This window comes from Mycobacterium paraseoulense (assembly GCF_010731655.1).
GTDB classification, from domain to species: domain Bacteria; phylum Actinomycetota; class Actinomycetes; order Mycobacteriales; family Mycobacteriaceae; genus Mycobacterium; species Mycobacterium paraseoulense.
This window is the reverse complement of record NZ_AP022619.1, coordinates 400514-423020: the sequence shown is the minus strand read 5'-3', so window position 1 is coordinate 423020 and position 22507 is coordinate 400514. Positions and strand designations below refer to the sequence as shown.

At 71.4% G+C, this 22507-nt stretch carries 25 protein-coding genes and 1 pseudogene; 7 read left to right on the top strand and 19 right to left on the bottom strand.

Features of this window, described 5'->3' with window-relative positions:
- Nucleotides 1-20: 20 nt before the first annotated feature.
- Complete coding sequence (locus G6N51_RS01850) at nt 21-476, top strand: peroxiredoxin (protein ID WP_083171906.1); 456 nt, start codon at nt 21-23, stop codon at nt 474-476.
- Between the two features lie 3 nt (nt 477-479).
- Here G6N51_RS01850 and G6N51_RS01845 read toward each other — a convergent pair whose 3' ends face one another.
- Nucleotides 480-1571: a calcium:proton antiporter gene (locus tag G6N51_RS01845; RefSeq protein ID WP_083171905.1), complete on the bottom strand. Its 1092-nt coding sequence runs from the start codon at nt 1569-1571 to the stop codon at nt 480-482.
- A 309-nt stretch (nt 1572-1880) separates the two neighbouring features.
- Here G6N51_RS01845 and G6N51_RS01840 point away from each other — a divergent pair, with 309 nt between their 5' ends.
- Nucleotides 1881-2192 (top strand): WhiB family transcriptional regulator, encoded by a 312-nt coding sequence (locus G6N51_RS01840; RefSeq protein ID WP_232075475.1) that lies wholly within the window; start codon nt 1881-1883, stop codon nt 2190-2192.
- 22 nt (nt 2193-2214) lie between these two features.
- Here the strand turns inward: G6N51_RS01840 and hisI are convergent, their stop codons facing one another.
- Genes hisI through hisD form a run of 8 tightly spaced genes read right to left on the bottom strand, consistent with a single transcriptional unit; the run spans nt 2215 to nt 8598 of the window.
- Entirely contained in the window at nt 2215-2562 is a 348-nt protein-coding gene (gene hisI, locus G6N51_RS01835) for a phosphoribosyl-AMP cyclohydrolase (RefSeq protein WP_083171904.1), read from the bottom strand.
- On the bottom strand, nt 2559-3344 hold the full coding sequence (gene hisF / locus G6N51_RS01830; protein WP_083171903.1) for an imidazole glycerol phosphate synthase subunit HisF: 786 nt from the start codon (nt 3342-3344) through the stop codon (nt 2559-2561). The genes hisI and hisF overlap by 4 nt, the downstream gene beginning before the upstream one ends.
- A 1-nt stretch (nt 3345) precedes the next feature.
- Nucleotides 3346-4146, bottom strand: coding sequence for an inositol monophosphatase family protein (locus G6N51_RS01825; protein ID WP_083171902.1), 801 nt, complete (start codon nt 4144-4146; stop codon nt 3346-3348).
- Between the two features lie 7 nt (nt 4147-4153).
- Nucleotides 4154-4885, bottom strand: a complete 732-nt coding sequence (gene priA / locus G6N51_RS01820; protein ID WP_083171901.1) for a bifunctional 1-(5-phosphoribosyl)-5-((5-phosphoribosylamino)methylideneamino)imidazole-4-carboxamide isomerase/phosphoribosylanthranilate isomerase PriA — start codon at nt 4883-4885, stop codon at nt 4154-4156.
- A gap of 20 nt (nt 4886-4905) precedes the next feature.
- Nucleotides 4906-5523 (bottom strand): imidazole glycerol phosphate synthase subunit HisH, encoded by a 618-nt coding sequence (gene hisH, locus G6N51_RS01815; RefSeq protein ID WP_083171900.1) that lies wholly within the window; start codon nt 5521-5523, stop codon nt 4906-4908.
- Nucleotides 5520-6152 carry an imidazoleglycerol-phosphate dehydratase HisB gene (hisB, locus tag G6N51_RS01810; RefSeq protein ID WP_083171899.1) on the bottom strand — a complete coding sequence of 211 codons (633 nt, stop codon included), beginning with the start codon at nt 6150-6152 and terminating at the stop codon, nt 5520-5522. The genes hisH and hisB overlap by 4 nt, the downstream gene beginning before the upstream one ends.
- Nucleotides 6149-7285 carry a histidinol-phosphate transaminase gene (locus G6N51_RS01805; protein WP_083171898.1) on the bottom strand — a complete coding sequence of 379 codons (1137 nt, stop codon included), beginning with the start codon at nt 7283-7285 and terminating at the stop codon, nt 6149-6151. Before G6N51_RS01805 ends, hisB begins: the two co-directional genes overlap by 4 nt.
- Entirely contained in the window at nt 7282-8598 is a 1317-nt protein-coding gene (hisD, locus tag G6N51_RS01800) for a histidinol dehydrogenase (RefSeq protein ID WP_142274954.1), read from the bottom strand. Before hisD ends, G6N51_RS01805 begins: the two co-directional genes overlap by 4 nt.
- Before the next feature lie 90 nt (nt 8599-8688).
- On the opposite strand from hisD, the gene G6N51_RS01795 reads away from it, so the two are divergent.
- A complete protein-coding gene (locus tag G6N51_RS01795; protein WP_083171896.1) occupies nt 8689-9111 on the top strand; it encodes a nitroreductase family deazaflavin-dependent oxidoreductase in 423 nt (140 codons plus the stop codon).
- A gap of 131 nt (nt 9112-9242) precedes the next feature.
- On the opposite strand, the gene nadC is transcribed toward G6N51_RS01795, so the two are convergent.
- Genes nadC through nadA form a run of 3 tightly spaced genes read right to left on the bottom strand, consistent with a single transcriptional unit; the run spans nt 9243 to nt 12711 of the window.
- Nucleotides 9243-10094, bottom strand: a complete 852-nt coding sequence (gene nadC / locus G6N51_RS01790; protein WP_174814359.1) for a carboxylating nicotinate-nucleotide diphosphorylase — start codon at nt 10092-10094, stop codon at nt 9243-9245.
- Entirely contained in the window at nt 10091-11665 is a 1575-nt protein-coding gene (locus G6N51_RS01785) for an L-aspartate oxidase (RefSeq protein ID WP_083171894.1), read from the bottom strand. The genes nadC and G6N51_RS01785 overlap by 4 nt, the downstream gene beginning before the upstream one ends.
- Entirely contained in the window at nt 11662-12711 is a 1050-nt protein-coding gene (nadA, locus tag G6N51_RS01780; RefSeq protein ID WP_083171893.1) for a quinolinate synthase NadA, read from the bottom strand. Before nadA ends, G6N51_RS01785 begins: the two co-directional genes overlap by 4 nt.
- A 46-nt stretch (nt 12712-12757) precedes the next feature.
- Between nadA and G6N51_RS01775 the strand changes: the two genes are divergently transcribed.
- Both G6N51_RS01775 and G6N51_RS01770 read left to right on the top strand, forming a co-directional pair.
- Entirely contained in the window at nt 12758-13477 is a 720-nt protein-coding gene (locus tag G6N51_RS01775; RefSeq protein WP_083171892.1) for an NUDIX hydrolase, read from the top strand.
- Nucleotides 13478-13665: 188 nt separating this feature from the next.
- Nucleotides 13666-15006: a lipase family protein gene (locus tag G6N51_RS01770; RefSeq protein ID WP_083171891.1), complete on the top strand. Its 1341-nt coding sequence runs from the start codon at nt 13666-13668 to the stop codon at nt 15004-15006.
- Here the strand turns inward: G6N51_RS01770 and G6N51_RS01765 are convergent.
- The 7 genes from G6N51_RS01765 to G6N51_RS01735 form a co-directional block, all read right to left on the bottom strand.
- The gene (locus G6N51_RS01765) at nt 15001-15654 is read right to left on the bottom strand and encodes a DUF2567 domain-containing protein (protein ID WP_083171964.1); all 654 of its coding nucleotides are present in this window, start codon (nt 15652-15654) and stop codon (nt 15001-15003) included. The two genes, G6N51_RS01770 and G6N51_RS01765, sit on opposite strands and share 6 nt — an antisense overlap.
- A gap of 8 nt (nt 15655-15662) precedes the next feature.
- Nucleotides 15663-15890: a biotin synthase auxiliary protein BsaP gene (gene bsaP / locus G6N51_RS01760; RefSeq protein WP_083171965.1), complete on the bottom strand. Its 228-nt coding sequence runs from the start codon at nt 15888-15890 to the stop codon at nt 15663-15665.
- Nucleotides 15891-15904: 14 nt separating this feature from the next.
- Nucleotides 15905-16939, bottom strand: a complete 1035-nt coding sequence (gene bioB / locus G6N51_RS01755; protein WP_083171890.1) for a biotin synthase BioB — start codon at nt 16937-16939, stop codon at nt 15905-15907.
- A 185-nt stretch (nt 16940-17124) separates the two neighbouring features.
- Complete coding sequence (locus G6N51_RS01750; protein WP_083171889.1) at nt 17125-17634, bottom strand: 2'-5' RNA ligase family protein; 510 nt, start codon at nt 17632-17634, stop codon at nt 17125-17127.
- Nucleotides 17634-18314, bottom strand: coding sequence for a dethiobiotin synthase (bioD, locus tag G6N51_RS01745; RefSeq protein ID WP_083171888.1), 681 nt, complete (start codon nt 18312-18314; stop codon nt 17634-17636). The genes G6N51_RS01750 and bioD overlap by 1 nt, the downstream gene beginning before the upstream one ends.
- A complete protein-coding gene (locus tag G6N51_RS01740) occupies nt 18311-19459 on the bottom strand; it encodes an 8-amino-7-oxononanoate synthase (RefSeq protein WP_083171887.1) in 1149 nt (382 codons plus the stop codon). Before G6N51_RS01740 ends, bioD begins: the two co-directional genes overlap by 4 nt.
- A gap of 4 nt (nt 19460-19463) precedes the next feature.
- Nucleotides 19464-20780, bottom strand: coding sequence for an adenosylmethionine--8-amino-7-oxononanoate transaminase (locus tag G6N51_RS01735; RefSeq protein ID WP_083171886.1), 1317 nt, complete (start codon nt 20778-20780; stop codon nt 19464-19466).
- 62 nt (nt 20781-20842) lie between these two features.
- On the opposite strand from G6N51_RS01735, the gene G6N51_RS01730 reads away from it, so the two are divergent.
- Both G6N51_RS01730 and ripD read left to right on the top strand, forming a co-directional pair.
- Nucleotides 20843-21295 carry a hypothetical protein gene (locus G6N51_RS01730; RefSeq protein ID WP_083171885.1) on the top strand — a complete coding sequence of 151 codons (453 nt, stop codon included), beginning with the start codon at nt 20843-20845 and terminating at the stop codon, nt 21293-21295.
- Nucleotides 21296-21620: 325 nt separating this feature from the next.
- Nucleotides 21621-22274: pseudogene (gene ripD / locus G6N51_RS01725) on the top strand (NlpC/P60 family peptidoglycan-binding protein RipD); the annotation flags it as partial.
- Nucleotides 22275-22507: the final 233 nt, after the last annotated feature.

The window sequence follows — 22507 nt, the reverse complement described above, 5'->3', positions numbered from 1 at the left end:
CCGGGCGTAGCGTGTCGACCATGAAACCCGGTGACACCGTCGCGGACTTCGAACTTCCCGATCAGACGGGCACGCCACGCAGACTCAGCGAGCTGCTCTCGGGCGGCCCCGTGGTGCTGTTCTTCTACCCCGCCGCGATGACGCCGGGCTGCACCAAGGAGGCCTGCCACTTCCGGGACCTGGCCGCGGAATTCGCGGCCGCCGGCGCCAACCGGGTCGGTATCAGCGCCGATCCCGTGCAGAAGCAGGCCAAGTTCGCCGACATGCAGAAGTTCGACTATCCCCTGCTGTCGGACACCGACGGCGCCGTCGCCGCGCAGTTCGGCGTCAAGCGCGGCCTGCTCGGCAAGCTGATGCCGGTCAAGCGCACCACGTTCGTCATCGACACCGATCGCACGGTGCTCAACGTGATTTCCAGCGAATTCAACATGGACACCCACGCGGACAAGGCGCTGGAGACGCTGCGCGCCCGCTGAGCGTCAGGGGCTGATCGCCAGAAACACGTAGGCGGCGAGCAGCACCAGGTGCAGCTCGCCCTGCAGCCGGGTGGCCCGGCCGGGCACCACCGTCAGCATGCTGATCACGACGGTCAGCGCCAGTAACACCAATTGGATGGCGCCCAGGCCGAGCGCCAGCGGGCCCTTCAGCCAGATCGACGCCAGCGCGATCGCGGGGATGGTCAGCCCGATGCTCGCCAGCGCCGAGCCGTAGGCCAGGTTCAGGCTGATCTGGATGCGGCCCTGCCGCGACGCACGGACCGCGGCAAGGGTCTCCGGCAGCAGCACCAACGAGGCGATGACGACGCCGACGAAGGACTGCGGGAATCCCGCCGCCGTCACCGCGCTCTCGACGGCCGGCGACTCCTCCTCGGCCAGCCCCACCACCGCGAGCAGGGCGACCAGCAGCAGTCCCAGGCTGCCCAGCGCCGCGCCGCGACTCGGCGGCTCCGCGTGGCTCTCGTCCTCGAACAGCCGCTTCTGGCCCTTCTGCGCGACCGGCAGGAAGAAGTCGCGGTGCCGCACCGTCTGCGTGAAGACGAAGACCAGGTAGAGCAGCAGCGAGGCGACCGCCGCGAACGCGAGCTGTCCGGGCGAGAACTCCTTGCCCAGGCCGCTGGTCGTGAACGCGGGCAGCACCAGGCTCAGCGTCGCCAGGGTGGTGAGGGTCGCCAGCGCGGCGCCCGTGCCCTCGGCGTTGAACAGCGTGACGCCGTAGCGCCGGGAACCCAGCAGCAGCGACAGACCGGCTATGCCGTTGGTGGTGATCATCACCGCGGCGAAAACGGTGTCCCGGGCCAGTGTCGCGGCCTCGTTGCCTCCCGACGCCATCAGCTCGACGATCAGGGCCACCTCGATCACCGTCACCGCGGCCGCCAGTACCAGCGACCCGAATGGCTCGCCGACCCGGGCCGCGACCACCTCCGCGTGATGCACCGCGGCCAGCACGGCGCCGATGAGAAATGCCGCCGCCAGCGCGGCCAATGCCGGCCCGAGCGGCTCGCCCCAGATCACCGCCAGCACGCCGACGGCAAGCAACGGCACGACCGCGGTCCACGACACCCGTCTCAACATCGACCGCCATTGTCATCGACGGCGCCCGATCGGGCGACTTCTCCCCGATCGACCGCGATCCCGAAGCGCGGGCCCGCGCCGGCACCGATGCTGCGAGGTCCATGAACCAAAGTCCCCGGATGCTTGCGACCAAAGCCCCTACGTTTGCCCGGCGGCGTTTCATACCGTCGCAACATTGGCCTCGGGTTTGTACGGGCTCAGCCGGAGGGAAGTCACGGAAAATATCGAAACCGGTCCTCAGCGGCCGGAGTGAAGGGGGGAGCGGTGTTAGCTACCCGAATCACCGCACAAAGTGGCGCCGAGAGCCCACTGCACAACCATCTCCGCAGTGTCAAGCACGAGGATCGCGCTGACTGGGTTTCTCAAGCCCTCTGTCGGACCGGCGACCCGGACGGATTGTTCGTCCGCGGCGCCGCTCAGCGGAAAGCCGCAACCATCTGCCGGCACTGCCCGGTGATCCTGGAGTGCGGCGCCGATGCCCTCGACAACCGGGTCGAGTGGGGCGTCTGGGGCGGGATGACCGAACGCCAGCGGCGTGCCCTGCTCAGGCAGCACTCCGAGGTGGTGTCCTGGGTCGACTTCCTGGCCGCGACCCAGCGCCAGCGTCGCACCGCGAATTAGTGCCGCGGGGCCCGCAACGCACCTAGCACTCCGGTGGCAGCAGCACGTCGGCGTCGAAGCAACTGTGGTCGCCGGTGTGGCACGCACCGCCCACCTGGTCGACCGTCAACAGCACGGCATCGCCGTCGCAGTCCAGCCGCACCGAGTGCACGAATTGGGTGTGCCCCGATGTCGCGCCCTTGACCCACTGTTGGCCGCGGGAGCGCGAAAAGTACGTTGCCTCACGGGTTTCGAGCGTGCGGGCCAGCGCCGCGTCGTCCATCCAGGCGACCATCAGCACGTCGCCGGTTCCGCGCTCCTGCACGACGGCGGTGAACAGGCCGTCGGAGTTGCGCTTCAGGCGCGCGGCGATCCGCGGGTCGAGCGTCATCTCACGGTGATCCCTTCGGCCGCCATGGCCGCCTTCACCTGGCCGATGGTCAGCTCCCGGAAGTGAAAGACGCTGGCCGCCAGAACCGCATCGGCGCCGGCGGCGACAGCGGGCGCGAAGTGCTCGGCCGCGCCGGCGCCGCCGCTGGCGATCACCGGCACCGTGACCGCCGAGCGCACCGCCCGCAGCATCGGCAAGTCGAAGCCGGCCTTGGTGCCGTCGGCGTCCATCGAGTTCAGCAGGATCTCCCCCACCCCCAGATCGGCCCCGCGGGAGGCCCATTCGACCGCGTCGATCCCCGTGCCGCGGCGGCCTCCGTGGGTGGTGACCTCCCAGCCCGACGGCGTGGGCACCGAACCCGGCGGCACCGTGCGGGCGTCGACCGACAGCACGATGCATTGCGAGCCGAACTGCCGCGCCATTTCCTCCAGCAGGTCGGGCCGGGCGATCGCCGCGGTGTTGATCGACACCTTGTCGGCGCCCGCACGCAGCAAGACGTCGACGTCGGACACCGTGCGCACCCCGCCGCCGACGGTCAGCGGGATGAACACCTGTTCGGCCGTGCGGCGCACCACGTCCAGCATGGTGGCCCGTCCCGACGACGAGGCGGTGACGTCGAGGAAGGTGAGTTCGTCGGCGCCCTCGGCGTCGTAGGCGGCGGCGAGCTCGACGGGATCGCCCGCATCGCGCAGGTTTTCGAAGTTGACGCCCTTGACCACCCGCCCCGCGTCGACGTCCAGGCAGGGAATCACCCGCACCGCAAGGTCATTGCCCGACGACATCTCAGAAGTCCTCCGGTCGGCCGGTGCTGCGCAGGATCTCGAGAAGCGCCGCGTGCGCGTGTGGCCCCGCGGCCAGCACGGAATCCGACGCGGGGGTCCACGGTTCACCGTGGACGTCGGTGACGACGCCGCCCGCCGCCCGCACCAGCGCCACGCCGGCCGCGTGGTCCCACACGTGGCCCCCGAAACTGATGGAGCCACCGAGGACCCCGTCGGCGACGTAGGCGAGGTCGAGCCCGGTGGAGCCGTGCATCCGCAGCCGCGACGACACCCGGCTGAGGTTCTCTAGCACCGCGATCCGGTAGCGCCCCGGGAACCGGCCCCGCGCGTCGGCGCTGAACGAGCCGGCACCGATCAGGGCGTCGGCCAGGTCGACGGCGGCCAGCGGCGGCTGGGCGACACCGTTTTTCATCAACGGGCCGTCCACCACCGCGGTGTAGCGCTGGTCGACGAAGGGCAGCCAGGTCAGCCCGGCCACCGGGTCACCGTGATGCAGCAGCCCCAGCAGGATTCCCGCCATCGGCGATCCCGCCGCGTAGTTGAACGTGCCGTCGACGGGGTCGAGCACCCACACCCATTCGGAGTCGACGTCGGTGCCGCCGAATTCCTCGCCGTGCACGCCGATTCCGGTGGCCTCGGTCAGCGCGTCGACCACCTGCCGCTCGATCGCGAGGTCCACGTCGGTGGCGAAGTCGTTGCCCTTCTTCTGGACCGCCGAATCGGCGCGGTGGCCGGCGAGGAAGGGTTCGGTGGCGTCGTCGAGGATCGCCGACGCCTTCTTGACCAACGCGTCCAGGTCCATCGCCGCCCTATCCCGCGACCGCGGCGAGCGCCTGCGGCAGGGTGAACCGCCCGGCGTAGAGGGCTTTCCCGACGATGGCGCCCTCGACCCCGCGGTCGGTGAGGGTGGCGATCGCGCGGAGGTCTTCCAGGCTCGACACGCCGCCGGAGGCGATCACCGGGGCGTCGGTACGGTCGGCGACGGCCGCCAGCAGGTCGAGGTTGGGACCGCCCAGCGTGCCGTCCTTGGTGACGTCGGTGACAACGAAACGCGAGCACCCTTCGCCGTCAAGGCGTTCCAACACTTCCCACAGGTCCCCGCCGTCGGTTTCCCAGCCGCGGCCGCGCAACCGGTGCTGCCCATCGACGATCTGGACGTCCAGCCCGACGGCGACTTTCTCGCCGTGCTCGCTGATCGCGCGCGCACACCACTGCGGGTTCTCCAGGGCCGCCGTGCCCAGGTTGACCCGGGCACAGCCGGTGGCCAGCGCCGCGGCCAGGGAGTCGTCGTCCCGAATCCCGCCGGACAGCTCCACCTGCACGTCGAGCTTGCCGACCACCTCGGCGAGCAGCTCGCGGTTCGACCCGCGCCCGAACGCCGCGTCCAAGTCGACCAGGTGGAGCCACTCCGCGCCGTCACGCTGCCAGCCCAGCGCCGCGTCCAGCGCCGAGCCGTACTCGGTTTCGCTGCCCGCCTTGCCCTGGACCAGCCGCACGGCGCGCCCGTCGACCACGTCGACCGCGGGCAACAAGATCAACACATTCCCTCCCAAGCCGTTCGTCACAGCGCCTCGATCCAATTGCGCAACACCGCCGCGCCGGCATCCCCGCTCTTCTCGGGGTGGAACTGGGTGGCCGACAGCGGGCCTTGCTCGACGGCGGCCAGAAACGGCACCCGGTGGGTGGCCCAGGTGAGCACGGCCTCGGGCGAACCCTCCCATTGCTGCGCGGCGTAGGAGTGCACGAAGTAGAACCGGGTGTCGGCGTCCAGCCCTTTGAACAGGGTGGTGCCGGCCCCGGCTTCGACGACGTTCCAGCCCATGTGCGGGATCACCGGGGCGTCCAGCCGGGTGACCTCCCCGGGCCACTGCCCGCAACCCGTTGTCCGCACGCCGAATTCGACACCGCTGGCGAACAGGATCTGCATCCCGACGCAGACCCCCAGCACGGGCCGGCCGGCGGCGACCCGGTCGGCGATGATGCGGTCGCCGCGGACTTTGCGCAGGCCGGTCATGCACGCCTCGAAGGCCCCGACGCCGGGGACCACCAGCCCGTCGGCGGCGGCGGCCGCATCGGGGTCGGCGGTCACCTCGACCGACGCACCGGCCCGCTGCAGGGCGCGCTGGGCCGACCGTAGGTTGCCCGAGCCGTAATCCAGGACGACGACGGATGGTGTCACAGAACGCCTTTGGTGGACGGCACGTCAGACACCCGGGGGTCGGGCTCGACGGCCTGACGCAACGCGCGGGCCACCGCCTTGTACTGCGCTTCGGTGATGTGGTGCGGGTCGCGCCCGTAGAGGACGCGCACGTGCAGCGCGATGCGGGCGTTCATGGCCAGCGACTCGAACACGTGCCGGTTGATGACGGTGTGGTAGGGCACCGAACTCCCGGCGATGGTGGTGTGCCGCAAGTGATCCGGTTCCCCGGTGTGCACGCAATAGGGCCGGCCGGACACGTCGACGACCGCGTGGGCCAGCGTCTCGTCCATCGGGATGAAGGCGTCACCGAACCGGCGGATGCCCCGCTTGTCGCCCAGGGCCTGCCCGAGTGCCTGGCCCAGGACGATCGCGGTGTCCTCGATGGTGTGATGGCCCTCGATCTCGACGTCGCCCTCGGTGCGGACGGTCAGGTCGAAGCTCGCATGGGTGCCCAGCGACGTCAGCATGTGGTCGTAGAACGGCACACCGGTGTCGACGTGCACCTGGCCGGTGCCGTCGAGGTCCAGCTCGACGACGATGTCGGATTCCTTGGTGCGGCGTTCGATACGCGCGCGCCGGGTCGCTTGTCCTGCTTCGGTGGCGGTCACGGGGCTCCTACTGGGGTGGCTGGTGCCAGTTCGGTGGCGGCGATCTGGGCGCTGGCCCGCAAGAACGCGTCGTTCTCTTCGGCGAGTCCCGTCGTCGCCCGCAGGTAACCGGGAATCCCGACGTCGCGGATCAAGACGCCGGCATCCAGGTAGCGGCGCCAGGTGGCCGGGGCGTCGGTGAACCGACCGAACAGCACGAAGTTCGCGTCGCTCGGGACGACCCGGAAACCCATGGCGCTCAACGACTTCGCGACACGCTCGCGTTCGGTGATCAGGGTGGCGACACTGCCCAGAGTGTCGTCGGCGTGCCGCAGCGCGGCCCGGGCAGCGGCCTGGGTGACCGACGACAGGTGGTACGGCAGCCGCACCAGCAGCATCGCGTCGATCACCGCGGGCGTGGCGATCAGGTATCCGAGCCGTCCACCGGCGAAGGCGAACGCCTTGCTCATGGTGCGGGTGACGACCAGCTTGGTCGGGTATTCGCGCACCAGCCCCACCGCGCTGGGCTCGGAGGAGAACTCGCCGTAGGCCTCGTCGACGATCAGGATGCCGGGCACGGCGTCGAGCAGCCGCCGCAGGGCGGGCCGCGAGACGCTTTGCCCGGACGGGTTGTTCGGGCTGGCGACGAAGACCACGTCGGGCCGGCGGTCCGCGATTGCGGCAACCGCGGCCTCGATGTCGAGGCTGAAGTCGTCGGCGCGGACGCCCTCGAGCCATTCGGTGCGCGTGGCGTCGGAGATGATCGGGTGCATCGAGTAGGACGGGACGAAGCCGAGCGCGGTACGCCCGGGGCCGCCGAACGCCTGCAGCAGCTGCTGCAGGATCTCGTTGGAACCGTTTGCCGCCCAGACGTTTTCCACCCCAAGCGGCACCCCGGTCTGCGCGGTGAGGTAGGCCGCCAGATCGCGGCGCAGGTCCACCGCGTCCCGGTCGGGATAACGGTGCAGGTCGGCGGCCGCCTCGGCCACCGACCGGACGACGTCGTCCACCAGCGCGCGGCTGGGCGGGTGCGGGTTCTCGTTGGTGTTCAGCCGCACCGGGACCGCCAATTGCGGTGCGCCGTAAGGCGATTTTCCGCGCAGGTCGTCACGCAGGGGCAGGTCGTCCAACGTGGGGTTCTCCGGACCGGTCATCGCTCGAACCTCCGCCGGATCGCCTCGCCGTGCGCCGGCAGGTCTTCGGCCTTGGCCAGGGTGACCACGTGTCCCGAGACGTCCTTGAGGGCGGCCTCGGTGTAGTCGACGACGTGGATGCCGCGCAGGAAGGTCTGCACCGACAGGCCGCTGGAATGGCGGGCGGAACCCGCGGTCGGCAGGACGTGGTTGGATCCGGCGCAGTAGTCGCCGAGGCTCACCGGCGAGTACGGCCCGACGAAAATGGCCCCGGCCGAACGGATTCGCGCGGCGACCCGCGGGGCGTCGGCGGTCTGGATCTCCAGGTGTTCGGCGGCGTAGGCGTTGACCACCTTGATCCCCGCGTCCAGGTCGTCGACCAGGATGACGGCCGACTGGCGGCCGGACAGCGCGGCGGCCACCCGGTCGCGGTGCACCGTCGTGCGCAACTGGGCGGCCACCTCGGCGTCGGTGGCGGCGGCCAGCTCCTCGCTCGCAGTCACCAGCACGCTGCCGGCCATCTCGTCGTGTTCGGCCTGGCTGATCAGGTCGGCGGCCACGTGCGCCGGGTCGGCGGTGTGGTCGGCGAGGATGGCGATCTCGGTGGGCCCGGCTTCGGCGTCGATGCCGACCCGGGAGCGGCACAGCCGCTTGGCGGCGGTGACGTAGATGTTGCCGGGCCCGGTGATCAGGTCGACGGGCACGAGTTCGCGACCATCGGTGTCGGTGCCGCCGTAGGCCAGCAGCGCCACCGCCTGCGCACCGCCGACGGCCCACACCTCGGCGACCCCGAGCAACCGGGCCGCGGCCAGGATCGTCGGATGCGGCAGGCCGTCAAAGCGAGCCTGCGGCGGGCTGGCCACCACCAACGAGTCGACGCCCGCGGCCTGCGCCGGCACCACGTTCATCACCACGCTCGACGGGTACACGGCGTTGCCGCCGGGCACGTAGAGGCCCACCCGCTCGACGGGCACCCACCGCTCGGTGACCGTGGCGCCCGGGCCCAGCGTGGTGGTGACGTCGGCACGCCGCTGGTCGGCGTGCACGGCGCGGGCGCGTTCGATCATCACCCGCAGGGCGTCGACGACGTCGGGATCCAGCCCGGCCAGCGCCGCCTCGAGGGCGGCCGCGGGCACCCGGACGGCCGCGGGACGCACACCGTCGAACGACTCCCCGTACTGCAGCGCCGCCTCGGCGCCGCGCTCGGCGACGGCGTCCACGATCGGGCGCACCGTGGGCAGCACGCTCTCCACGTCGGCGCCCCCCCGCGGCAGCGCCGCCCGCAACCGGGCAGCCGTCAGCTCAGCGCCCCGCAGGTCGATGCGGGCCATCACAGGTGCTGAAGCGGTACTCATTGCCTCCATTGTCCCAGAGCAACTCAAGTTGATATTCGGCCGGTACAGTGCCGATGAGGAGGAGCCGACATGTCTGCAAAGGAACACCCCAACAACGCGCCGGGCGTCCCCATGCTGTTCCCGGTCTGGTTCGAGCGCTTCCAGATCAAGTACTTCAACCCGGCGATCAAGCCGATCGCGCGGTTCATGCCCGGGACCGCGACGATCAAGCACCGCGGCCGCAAGTCCGGCACGCCCTACGAGACGATCGTCACCCCGTACCGCAAGGGCAACACGCTGGCGATCGCGCTGGCCCACGGCAAGACCAACTGGGTGAAGAACGTGCTGGCCGCCGGCGAGGCCGACGTGCAGTTCAGCCGCAATCGCGTGGTGCATCTGACGAATACGCGGATCCTGCCGGCGGGTTACGACGGCCCCGACGTGGAGAGCCTTCCGCGAATGGCGCGCATGCAGCTGCGCCGCGTCGGCGTTTTCGTCGGCGACATCGCCTGACTGCGCCCCTTGCGGGTGCGCCGGCGGCTTCGCGTGTGCGCCGGCGGCGGCCTTTTCGCCATTTTTCCGCCCTAGACGCACACCGAAGGCCGTAGACGCACACCAAGCGCGGGGTCGAGGGCGCGACGGCCCTACATGTCCAGGCCGACGTCGAGCGCGCGCACCGAGTGCGTCAACGCGCCGACGGCCAGGTAGTCCACCCCGGTCGCCGCGTAGGTGGCGGCGTTGTCCAGGCTGAGCCCGCCGGAGGATTCGAGCAGGACGGCGGGCGCGCGCGCGTCCCGGCGCTGCACGGCCATCTGCGTCTGCCACACCGGGAAGTTGTCGAGCAGCACCAGCTCGGGCTTTTCGGCCAGTACCTCGTCGAGCTGCTCGAGGGAGTCCACCTCCACCTCGCAGGGCAGATCGGGCGCCGCGTCGCGCACCGCCCGCAGCGCGTCCAGCACCGATCCGGCGGCCACCACGTGGTTGTCCTTGATCAGCGCCGCGTCCCCCAGGCCCATCCGGTGGTTGACGCCCCCGCCGACCCGCACCGCGTATTTCTGCAGCGCACGCAGCCCGGGCAGGGTTTTGCGGGTGTCGCGGACCCTGGCCTTGGTGCCGTGCACGGCGTCGACCCAGGCCGCCGTCGTGGTGGCGATGCCCGACAGGTGGCAGACCAGGTTGAGCATCGTCCGCTCGGCGGTCAGCAGGCCCCGGGTGTCCGCGCGCACGGTCAGCACCGGCTCGCCGGGCTGCAGCCGGGCGCCGTCCTCGACGCTGTGCACCACGTCGTAGCCCCCGGCGAGGACGGCGTCGAGGACCAGCAGCGCGACCTCGACGCCGGCGATGACGCCGGCCTCCCGGGGCACCATCGATGCCGTGGCCACCGTGCCGGCGGGCACCGTCGCGAGCGTGGTGACATCGGGCCCGTACCGCAGGTCCTCTTCCAGAGCGCGCCGGATGGTGTCCTGCGCGGCGCTGCGTTCGTCGGGCAGCATCAACATCCCACCGCCGCCAGCGCCTCCACCGCCACCGAGTTGCGGTCGTCGGCCAGCCGCAGCACGCTGCTGCGCGCCTGTTCCGGCGCGGGGCCGGGATATTCCGCCCGGTGGTGGCAGCCCCGGCTCTCGTCGCGGGCCAGGGCCGCGGCCGTCACGGCGCGGGCGGCCATGGCCAACGCGACGTCCTCGAAATCGCGGCGGCCGGCGATGGCCCGCACCGGCGCCTCCGACAGCGTGTCGGACAACCGGTTGAGCCCGGCGGTGTCGCGCACCACCGAGGCGTCGCGGCTCATCGCCGCCTGCAATTGGCCGCGCTCCGGTGCGGTGTGCACGGACGGCTCGCACTCCGACGCCACGACGCGGCCCGCCGCCGCCGCGTGCGCGGCCGCGGCCTTACCGGCGCGGCCCCCGACCACCAGGCCCTCCAGCAGGCTGTTGGACGCCAGCCGGTTGGCACCGTGCATCCCGGTGCGCGCCACCTCGCCGGCGGCGAAGAGCCCGGGCAGTTCGGTCTGCCCGTGCACGTCGGTGACGACGCCCCCGCAGCTGTAGTGCGCCCCCGGCACGACCGGGATGGGTTGGCGGACGGGGTCGATGCCGGCGGCCCGGCAGGCGGCGGTCACCGTCGGGAACCGGGTGGCGAAGCCCTCGATGCCGCGCGCGTCGAGGAAGACGCACGGGTCGCCGGTCGCCTTCAGCCGCGTGTCGATGGCGGCGGCGACGACGTCACGCGGCGCCAGGTCACCCATTGGGTGAACGCCGGCGGTGACCGAATTTCCTTGCCGGTCAAGCAGTATCGCGCCCTCACCGCGGATGGCCTCGGTGATCAGCGGGCGCCGGCCGCCGCCGCCACCGAAGAGCATCGTCGGGTGGAACTGGATGAACTCGAGGTCGCTGACCGCGACACCGGCCCACAGCGCCAACGCGATGCCGTCGCCCGTGGAGCCCTCGGGATTGGTGGTCGCGCCGTAGAGGTGACCGAGCCCGCCGGAGGCCAGGATCACCGCGGGCGCGCTGACGATCCCATAGCCGTCCGGGTTGCCGACGGACACACCGGTGACGGCCGTGCCGTCGTGCAGCACGCGCAGCGCGACGTGGCTGGTGCGAATGTCCAGCAGCCGGGCGGCGTGGTCGAGCGCGCGCTGCACCTCGGCGCCGGTGGCGTCGCCGCCGGCGTGCACGATCCGCCGCCGCGAATGTCCGCCTTCGCGCGTCACGTCCCAGCGTCCCGGAGCGGCCTCGTCGAATCGCGCCCCGGCACCGACCAATTCGGATACCGCGGGATAGCCGTCGGCGACGATCGATGCCACCGCGTCGGGATCACACAGCCCGGCGCCCGCGGCCACGGTGTCGGCCACATGGGCCTCCACGGAGTCGTCGCCGTCGGGCAAGACCACCGCGATGCCGCCCTGGGCGTAGTGGGTCGCCGTCACGCGCGCCTGGTCGGCCTTGCTCAGCACGACGACGCTGCGCCCGGCGCGGTGGGCGGCCAGGGCCGCGGCCAGACCAGCGACGCCGGTACCGATGACGACGACGTCGGCGCTGTGCCTCCAGGCCGGCCGGACGATCATTCGCCACCGCCCGGCTGGCCGATCCCGATCATTCGCTGCACGCTGCGCCGGCCCGCCGCCGCGATCTCGGGGTCGACGTCGACTTCGTCAGCCCCGTCCACCAGGCAGCGCAGCAGGGCCGCGGGCGTGATCATCTTCATGTACTTGCAGGACGCCCGGTCGTTGACGGGGCGGAAGTCGACCTGCGGGGCCGCCCGGCGCAGCTGATGCAGCATGCCGACCTCGGTGGCCACCAGCACCTTGCGGGCCCGGGTCTCGTGCGCGGCGTCGAGCATGCCGCCCGTGGACAGGATCTTCACCCGGTCCGCCGGGAAGGCGCCCTCGCCGGCGAGGTACAAGGCCGAAGTGGCGCAACCACATTCGGGATGCACATACAGCTCGGCGTCGGGGTTCGCGCGGGCCTGCTCGGACAGCTCGTCGCCGTTGATCCCGGCGTGGACGTGGCATTCACCGGCCCACACGTGCATGTTCGTGCGGCCGGTCACCCGGCGCACGTGGGCCCCGAGGAATTGGTCCGGGCAGAACAGGACCTCGCGGTCGGGGTCGATGGAGTTCACCACGTCGACCGCATTGGACGACGTGCAGCAGATGTCGGTGAGCGCCTTCACCGCGGCGGTGGTGTTGACGTAGGAGACGACGACGGCGCCCGGGTGCTCGTCCTTCCAGGCACGCAGCTCGTCGGCGGTGATCGAGTCGGCCAGCGAACAGCCGGCCCGCTGATCCGGGATGAGGACCGTCTTGTCGGGGCTGAGGATCTTGGCGGTCTCGGCCATGAAGTGCACCCCGCAGAACACGATGGTGTCCTCGGGCGCCTCGGCGGCGATCCGCGACAGGGCCAGCGAATCCCCCACGTGGTCGGCAACGTCCTGGATCGCGGGCAGCTGGTAGTTGTGCGCGAGGACGGTGGCGCCGCGCAGTTCGGCCAGACGGCGGATCTCGGCGGCCCACCGCCCGTCGCCGTCCACACCGGCGTAACCGGTGGGCGAGTTGGTGACGTCGGCCATCATGTCTTCGGCGAGCGTGTCCATGCGATTCATAACCGTCACGGCGGCTCCTTTCAGCCCACGAGGTTTTCGACTTATAATCGAAAACATGGGCCATACTAGCACTGAACACGAGGTGCTCGCGGTGGTGTTTCAGGTTCAGCAGGTAACGGCCGGCCCGCGAACACAGAAACCGCAGCTGAACGTGCTGTTATGGCAGCGCGCCAAGGAACCGCAGCGCGGCGCCTGGTCGCTGCCCGGCGGGCGGCTGCGCACCGACGAGGACATGACCACGTCGGTCCGCCGCCAACTCGCCGAGAAGGTGGACCTCAAAGAGGTCGCCCACCTCGAACAGCTGGCGGTGTTCTCCGACCCGGACCGGGTGCCGGGCGCCCGGGTCATCGCTTCGACCTTCCTGGGGCTGGTGCCCTCCCCCGCCACCCCCGAGCTGCCGCCGGACACCCGCTGGCATCCCGTGAGCTGCCTGCCGCCGATGGCCTTCGATCACGGCCCGATGGTGACGCACGCCCACGCCCGGCTGGTCGCCAAGCTGTCCTACACCAACCTCGGCTTCGCCTTGGCGCCAAGGGAATTCGCGCTTTCCACGCTGCGAGACATCTACGGCGCCGCGCTGGGCTACCAGGTCGACGCGACCAACCTGCAGCGGGTGCTGGTCCGCCGCGGCGTGATCAGCCAGACCGGCACCATCGCGCAGTCCGGTCGCAGCGGCGGCCGGCCGGCGGCCCTCTACCACTTCACCGACTCCCGGCTGCGGGTCACCGACGAATTCGCCGCGCTGCGGCCCCCCGGCCAGCCGGTTCAGGTCTGACCTTCGGCCCGGACCGCGCGGCCCGTCACGTTTGCCCCACCCGCCGTCGGGGGACAGTTATGGAATCGACAACTGTGGCGCGTCTGACCCGCATCCCGTACCGAGAAGTCGCCCACAACGCGGCGATTGCGTTTTGGTTACCTGCCGTTCATGGGCGAGAATGCCGGGTGGCCTAGAAGGGAGCCTCAATGGCTGAGCTCGGCAATCTGGCAGGCACACGTGGCGCGGAGTGGATCGCCCGGCCACCGCATGAGGAACTGCAGCGCAAAGTGCGCCCGCTGCTGCCCTCCGACGATCCGTTCTACCAGCCACCACTCGGCTTCCAGCACGCCGAGCCCGGCACGGTGCTGCGCTCGCGCGACGTCGAGCTGGCGTTCCTTGGCCTGATCCCGCAGCCGGTCAAGGCCGTCCAGTTGCTCTACCGGACCATGGACATGAACGGCGAGCCCGAGGCCACCGCGACGACGGTGATCGTCCCGGCCGAGCTCGCGCCGGAGCGTCCCTACCCGCTGCTGTCCTACCAGTGCGCGATCGACGCGGTGTCGTCCCGCTGCTTCCCGTCCTATGCGCTGCGGCGCCGGGCGAAGGCCCTGGGGTCCATCGGTCAGTTCGAATACTTCCTCATCGCCGCCGCCGTCGCTGAGGGCTGGGCCGTCTCGGTGCCCGACCACGAGGGCCTGCACGGGCTGTGGGGCGCGCCCTACGAGCCCGGCTATCGCGTCCTCGACGGCATCCGGGCGGCCCTCGGTTCGGAACGGCTCGGACTGTCCCCGTCGGCGCCCATCGGCCTGTGGGGGTACTCCGGCGGCGGCCTGGCCAGCGCCTGGGCGGCCGAGGTATGCGCCGATTACGCACCCGAACTCGACATCGTCGGGGCGGTGCTGGGATCACCCGTCGGGGACCTGGGCAACACCTTCCGCAGGCTCAACGGCAGCTTCCTGTCGGGCCTGCCCGCCCTGGTGGTGGCCGCGCTCGCCCACATCTACCCCGAGCTGGACAGGGTGATCAAAGAGCACAGCAACGAGGAGGGGCGCGCCCTGCTCGAGTCGCTCGAGAAGATGACGACCGTGGAGGCGGTCATCCGGATGGCCGGCAAGAACATGGGCGACTACCTCGACGAGCCGCTCGAGAGCATCCTGTCGACGCCCGAGGTCACCCACGTCTTCGAGAACATCAAGCTGGGCGTGGCCGTGCCGACTCCGCCGGTGCTGATCGTGCAGGCCGTCCACGACTACCTGATCGACGTCAAAGACATCGACGTCCTCGCCGACGCCTATTCGGCCGGCGGCGCCCAGGTCACCTACCACCGGGATGCATTCAACGAGCACATGCTGCTACACCCGTTGTCGGCTCCGATGACGCTGCGCTGGCTCACGGACCGGTTCGACCGCCGGCCGCTGACCGAGCACCTGATCCGGACCACCTGGCCGACGATGTTTCACCCGATGACCTACGTCGGGATGGCCCGGCTGGCCAAGATCGCGGCCAAGGTCATCTTCGGCCGGAGGATTCACCGCCGTCCGCTATGAGACGGGCGCTTCCGATGCGCCCCCGGCTCGCACCGGCAGCGCGTCGGAAGGCCGGTCGCCCGGCGGCAGCGCGCCCAGGTCGTCGCGCGCGTCGGCGGCCGCAAGCACCGCATACACCAGCGCGGCGATGGCGGCGGGCCACAGCAGCGTCAGCGCCGCCCGCAGCGGGTGGTGTGCAAAGAACACCGGGGGCGCCTGGATGACGTACGCCACCGACGGGGCTTTGGACAGCGGCACCGCGTCGAAGTTCAACGCGCCGTACCGGATCCGGACCAACGCCGCAGCAATTGCCGTCGCGGCCGCCGCAGCGGTCAGCATGCCCGACGAGAGCGCGACGACCATCCCCGGCCCGCGGTGCTCACGCCACTGCCACGCCAGCACCGGCGCCACCACGGCGAGCACGGTCAGCAGGCCCAACATCAGGCATGGCGCGTCGAAGAAGTGCTCGGACTCGGTACCCAGATAGTCGTGCACCCGTTCACCCGCTCGGGTGAGCGCCACCACGGCGTGGATGGGCGGGGCGATCCACGCCCACAACCCGCCGATCAGCACCCCGGTCACAGACGATCCCAGACCGGCGACGGCGAGGGCGCGGGCCCGCGACCTGCGCGGGACGGTTGCGGCCGGCGGACCTTCCGGACCCGGCATGGACCCGGTCACCTTTGCGCCTCCAGGTCGACGGAGTCGACGTGACCGTGCCGCGAGCACTGCGCCCGCCAGCCGTCGGGACGAACCTGCACCACCATCCGGCGTCCGCATTCCGCGCAGAACCGGGGCGGTTCCAGACCCAACTGCGCCGCTGTCGGCACTGCGGTGCCCCCCAATTCGCCGGTGTAGACGTTGTAGACGCCCGCGCTCACCGGAGCGCCCAGATCCCGAACCACAGTGTCCAAGTCTCTTACAAAGTGGCGTTGAGCGCCTTGATCGGCATCTGCAGGTCCTCGAGCAGCTCCAGATCGGCCTCGGCCGGGCGGCCGAGCGTGGTCAGGTAGTTGCCGACGATCACGGCGTTGATGCCGCCCAGGATGCCCCGCTTGGCGCCCAGGTCACCGAGGGTGATCTCCCGGCCCCCGGCGAACCGCAGCATCGCGCGCGGCAGGGCCAGGCGGAAGGCGGCCACCGACTTCAGCGCCTCGGTCACCGGCAGCACCTCCAGGTCGCCGAACGGCGTGCCCGGCCGCGGGTTCAGGAAGTTCAGCGGGACCTCGTCGGGACCCAGTTCGGCCAGTTCGGCGGCGAACTCCGCGCGCTGCTCGAGCGTCTCGCCCATGCCCAGGATGCCGCCGCAGCACACCTCCATGCCGGCGTCGCGCACCATCGACAGCGTCTGCCAGCGCTCCTCCCAGGTGTGGGTGGTCACCACGTTGGTGAAGTACGAGCGCGCGGTCTCGAGGTTGTGGTTGTAGCGGTGCACACCCATCGCCGAGAGCCGCTCGACCTGCTCGGCGGTCAGCATCCCCAGCGAGCAGGCGATGTTGATCTCGACCTCGTCGCGGATCGCCTCGATGCCCGCGGCGACCTGGGCCATCAGCCGCTCGTCGGGACCGCGCACCGCGGCCACGATGCAGAACTCGGTGGCACCCGACTTGGCGGTCTGTTTGGCGGCCTCGACCAGGCTGGGAATGTCGAGGCGGGCGCTGCGCACCGGCGAGGCGAACAAGCCCGACTGCGAGCAGAAATGGCAGTCCTCCGGGCAGCCGCCGGTTTTGAGGCTGATGATGCCCTCGACCTCGACGTCGGGCCCGCACCAGCGCATCCGCACCTCGTGGGCCAGCGCCAGCAGGTCGTCGAGCCGGTCGTCGGGCAGTTGCAGCACCCGCAACACCTGCTCCCGGCCCAGTCCCTCACCGCGTTCGAGCACCTGGTCGCGGGCAACCGCCAGAATGTCTGCGGCGTGGGCGCCGGTCGCCGGTCGAGTGGCCGCTTGAGTCACCAGTACTCCCCTGCATCGTCGTTGGCCGAGCATGCGGCCACCCCTGCCACCTGGTGGCAGCTGCGAATAAAAGTGTTCAAAGTAGGGTAACGGCCGCGGCAGATGACCTCCGCCGGGGTATCTCACCGCCATGGCCGATCCGCACGGGGCCACACGCCCACCGGCGTGGAGCTGCTGTTCGGCGGTTAGCCGATCAGGTAGTCCACCTTCTTCTCGCCGTTCCAGTGCCGCAGGCCGGCGAAGGCGCCCTCGACGAGCGTGGGCCGCCCCGCGATGCGCAGCGCCCGGCCCAGCGCCGGTCCACTCACGCGGCGGGCGAGCGTGACGTGCGGCGTCCACTGACCGGGCAGGCAGGTGGGGGCCGGCGCGGGGGCCAGGTGCTCGCCGCACAGCCGGTGCACCTCCGAGTGAAAATCGATCAACGCCGCCGTGGGCACGATGAGCCGGGCCAGGATCGCATTGGACCGCCCGAGCAGCAGCGACGCGCCGACGGCACAGCCCAGCGGCAGCCGCTCGGTCAGCGGCCGCAGCGCGGCGTCGGCGTCCTCGGCGATGCGGTCGGCCACCGCGAGCGTGACGTGGGGCCGCCCGGCGGGCGCCTGGCTGGGGATCCCGGCGCCCGCCAGCGCTTCCCAGAGCCCACGGATCGTCGACTCGGTCTCGCCGTCGAAGAGCAGCTCGATGGAATGGACCATCAGCGGACCTGCGCGGTGACCCACTCGCGGTCGAACGCGGCCGCGCTCATGTCCGCGAAGTCCGCGGCGTCCATCGATCCGGCCCCGGCCGGCAGCGCCGCCCGCACGGGAGCCAGCCGGCCCAGGGCGGATCGATTCGAGCTCTCCACCGGCCCGGGCCGTGCCGGCCAGCTGCCGATCACCAGGCCGACGCACGTAACCCGATGCGCGGCAAGCGCTTCCAGAGTCAGCGCGGTGTGATTGAGGGTGCCCAGCCCGGCGGTGACCGCGACCAGCGCCGCGGCCCCCAACTCGACGGCCAGGTCGCGCAGGGTGACGCCCGCGGCGGCGAGCTCGACCAGCAGCCCACCCGCCCCCTCGACCAGAGTCAACCGCCCCGGACGGTCCAGGCCGGCGATCAGCCGCAGCACGTCGTCGCCGGTGGGCAGCGCCGCGGCGGCGAGCTCGGCCGCGGCGGCCGGCGCCAGGGGTTGCGGGTAGCGGGCCAGCCCGGCCAGCTCGGTCACGCCGGACAGCCGGGCGACCTCGGCGAGGTCGTCGTCACCGGAATCGGTGCCGGTCTGGACGGGTTTGCACACGGCCACGTCGATGCCGGCCTGCCGCGCGTGACAGGCCAGCGCCGCGGTGACAACGGTCTTGCCGACGCCGGTGCCCGTTCCCGTGACGACCAGGACGGTCAACGGCGCGTCACAGCAAGGACGTCGGTGAGTACCCGCCGGGCGAGCTCGAGCTCGTCCGCGTCCAGCGACGCGCGCGCGGTCAGGCGCAGGCGGGACGTCCCGGCCGGCACGGTCGGGGGCCGGAAGCAGCCCACCTTCACGCCGGCGTCCAGGCAGGCGGTCGCGGCGGCCAGGGCCACCTCCGGGTCGCCCAGGATCACCGACACCACCGCCGACTGCGGGACGTCGGGAACGTCGCACGCCTCGGCCAGGGCGCGGGCGTGCCGCACCACCGCCGCGGGTCGCCACGGTTCGGCCCGCAGCACGCTCAGCGCGGCCCGCGCGGCGCCCACCGCCGCCGGCGCCAGGCCGGTGTCGAAGATGAACGTCCGCGCGGCATCGATCAGGTGGGCCCGCACCGCCGCCGGTCCGAGCACCACGCCGCCCTGACTGCCCAGCGCCTTGGACAGCGTCGTGGTCATCACCACGTCGGCGGCGCCCGCCAGCCCGAGCTCGTACAGGAGCCCCCGCCCGTCACCGCGCACACCCAGGCCGTGGGCCTCGTCGACGATCAGCAACGCGCCGTGGCGGCGACAGACCTCGTGCAGCTCCCGCAGCGGCGCCAAGGCGCCGTCGGGGCTGAACACCGACTCCGTGATGACGACGGCGCGCTGCTCGTCGCGGTCCGCCAGGGCGGCCTCCACGGCCTCGACGTCGCGATGGGGCGTGACCACCACCCGGGCCCGCGACAACCGGCAGGCGTCGACCAGGGAGGCGTGCGAGAGGGCGTCGGAGACCAGCAGCGCGCCCCGGCCCGACAGGCCGACGACCGCGCCCAGGTTGGCCGCGTATCCCGACGAGAACAGCAGGCCCGCCGCCGCGCCGACGTACTCGGCGAGCTCGGACTCGAACTGCTGGTGCAGTTCGGTGTCGCCGGTGACCAGGCGGGAGCCGGTGGCCCCGGCGCCCCACATGCGCAGCGCCGCGACGCCGCCCTCGATCACGTCGGGGTGCTGGGATAGCCCGAGGTAGTCGTTGGACGCCAGGTCCAGCTCGGTGGCGACCGGGGGCCGGGGCCGCAGCGACCGGCGTAGCCCGGCCTCGCGGCGCTGGCTTTCCACCGCCTCCAGCCAGGCCAGGGGTGACGTCTCGATCGGTGCCCTCATCGCCCTAAAGACTACGAGAGCCAACGAGCCGGGCGACCTCGACCATCGCCGAGGTGATCTGGGCGATCTCGCCCGGTGTGCAGATGTAGGGCGGCATCGCGTAGACGAGGTTGCGGAAGGGGCGCAGCCAGACGCCGCGATCCATCGCCGCCGGGGTGGCGACGGCCAGGTCGACCGGGCCGGCGCACTCGATCACGCCGATCGCGCCGCACACCCGCACGTCGGTCACACCGGGCAGCGGGCGGGCGGGTTCGAGGCCGGCCGTCAGCCCGGCGGATATCTCGGCGACCCGCGCCCGCCAGTCCTGCTCGAGCAGCAGCTCGACGCTGGCCGCCGACACGGCGCAGGCCAGCGGATTGGCCATGAAGGTGGGGCCGTGCATCAGCGCGCCGGCCTCGCCGGAGCTGATGGTGTGCGCGATGTCGGTGCTGCACAGTGTGGCCGCCAGGGTGACGTATCCACCGGTCAGCGCCTTGCCGACGCACATGATGTCCGGGCTGACCCCGGCGTGGTCGGCCGCGAACAGCTCGCCGGTGCGGCCGAAGCCGGTGGCGATCTCGTCGAAGATCAGCAGCACGTCGTGGCGGCGGCACAGCGCGCGCAGGTCGCGCAGGTAGCGGGGGTCGTGAAAGCGCATCCCGCCCGCGCCCTGCACCACGGGCTCGACGACGACGGCCGCGAGTTCGCCGTCGTGCTGCGCGAGTTGCCGCTCGAACGCCGCGGTGTAGGCGGCGTCGTAGGCGCGGGGCACCTGCGGGGCGAACACCTGGCGGGCCAGGATGTCGGTCCACAGCGAGTGCATGCCGCCGTCGGGATCGCACACGCTCATCGGCGTGAAGGTGTCCCCGTGGTAGCCGCCCCGCCACGTCATCAGCCGGTGCTTGCCGGGCCGACCGCGGCCGCGCCAGTACTGCAGCGCCATCTTGACGGCGACCTCGACCGACACCGACCCGGAGTCGCTGAAGAAGACGGTGTCCAGGCCCGCGGGGGTGATGTCCACCAGCAGCTGTGCCAGCCGTGCGGCCGGCTCGTGGGTGAGGCCGCCGAACATGACGTGGTTCATCACGCCCAGCTGCGTGGTCAGCGCCGCGTCCAACGCCGGGTGGCCGTGCCCGTGGATGGCGGTCCACCAGGAGCTCATCGCGTCCAGCGCCTCGATCGGCCTGCCGTCACGGATCAGGGTCAGCCAGGCGCCCCGGGCGGCGACGGCCACCACCGGCGCGACGGACTCGCCGCCGATGGTGCTGTACGGGTGCCACAGGTGCGCGGCGTCGATCGCGCTGATCTGCTCGGGCGTCAACCCGGCCCTCGCCGCAGGCATAGTGATCGAGGGTAAAGCAGCCGAGTCGCACAAAGTCCGCCCATCGGGGAGCATGGGACGCGATGGCTACCTCGCATCCGCCCGGTAACCCCGCCACGGGCCCCCACCCGGCCGCGGGCGCCGATTCCCCGCTGGCCGATTACGACGACGAGGCGCCACGGGTCATCCGGGTGCGGCTGGCCGCGTGGGACGTCATCTCCACCGTCGCGCTGTTGGCCGTGCTCATCGTCCTGGCCACCGCGACGACGTGGCCGACCCGCCTGTTCGGCTTCCTCGAGCACGTGTGCGCGGACGAGACGTGCGGGCCGGTGCCGTTCGGCGTCGACTACTACATCCGGCCGCTGGTATGGGGCGGTATCGGTGCGGCGATCGCGGCCGCCGTGGTCGGTCCGCTCGTTTCCATCCTGAAGGGCTGGTACATGTCCTTCTGGCCGGTGCTGGCGCTCACGCTGATCATGGTCAGCTCCGTCGCCGGCTCCATCCTGACCACCTTCAGCGAACGCTACTGGGTGTAGGCGCCGGGCCGCCCCGGGGTCGGCCGCCGGCGCGCTGCGGCGTCCGACTGAGACCGAAATCACAACTGCGCATACGGGATTCGGCCGCCCAGTCACCTTCCGGTCACGGTACGACAAAAAATCCGCTGGAACCTGGCGGCTAACAACATTTGTTGTCAAAGTGGCTACAGTGACTGATGTGAAAGCGGCCGGAGCCGCTGCTCACATCCGCAGATGTCATGCACCGGTGTCGGAGGACGTGGAGGTCCTCGCCCAGGTCATGGAACCGCGGCGGACGCGCGAAGTCACCGCGCCGAGGCCAGAGAGCCCCTGAGAGGCCAAGGAAATGAAACGCATCTACGCCCTCGCGATCGGTTTGGCGATGCTGGCGGCCCCCGTGGTCGCCCCGGTGGTGGCGTCCGCCGATCCGGGCACCCGGCCCATGGACTATCAGCAGGCCGCCGACGTGGTGATCGCGCGCGGGCTGTCGCAGCGCGGTGTGCCGTTCTCCTGGGCCGGCGGCGGCATCAACGGGCCCACCCGCGGCACGGGCACGGGCATCAACACCGTCGGTTTCGACGCCTCGGGCCTGATGCAGTACGCCTACGCCGGCGCGGGCATCAAGCTGCCCCGTTCGTCCGGGGCGATCTACAAGGTCGGCCAGAAGGTGCTGCCCCAACAAGCGCACAAGGGCGACATGATCTTCTACGGGCCGGAAGGCACCCAGAGCGTCGCGATGTACCTGGGTAACAACCAGATGCTCGAGGTCGGCGACGTCGTCCAGGTTTCGCCGGTGCGCGCCAACGGCATGGCTCCCTATCTGGTCCGGGTCCTCGGGGTCCCGTCGGCGCCGGTCCAGCAGCTGCCCCAGCAGGTACCGGCGCAGCAAGCCCCGCTGCAACAGCCGCCGGTGCAGCAGCTGCCCACGCAGCAAGCGCCGTTGCAGCAGGCGCCCGCGCAGCAGGCGCCCGCGCAGCAGGCGCCGTTGCAGCAGGCCCCCGTGCAGCAACTGCCCACGCAGCAGGCCCCGGTGCAGCAGGCGCCGGTGCAGCAGGCGCCGGTGCAGCAGGCGCCGCTTCAGCAGCAGTCGGCGCAGGCCCCGTTGCAGCCGGCCCCGTTGCAGCCGGCGCCGTTGCAGCGGGCCCCGGTTCAGCAGGCCCCGGTTCAGCAACTGCCGACGCAGCAAGCTTCGCCGCAGCAGGCCCCGGTGCAGCTGGTGCCGCCCCAGCAATC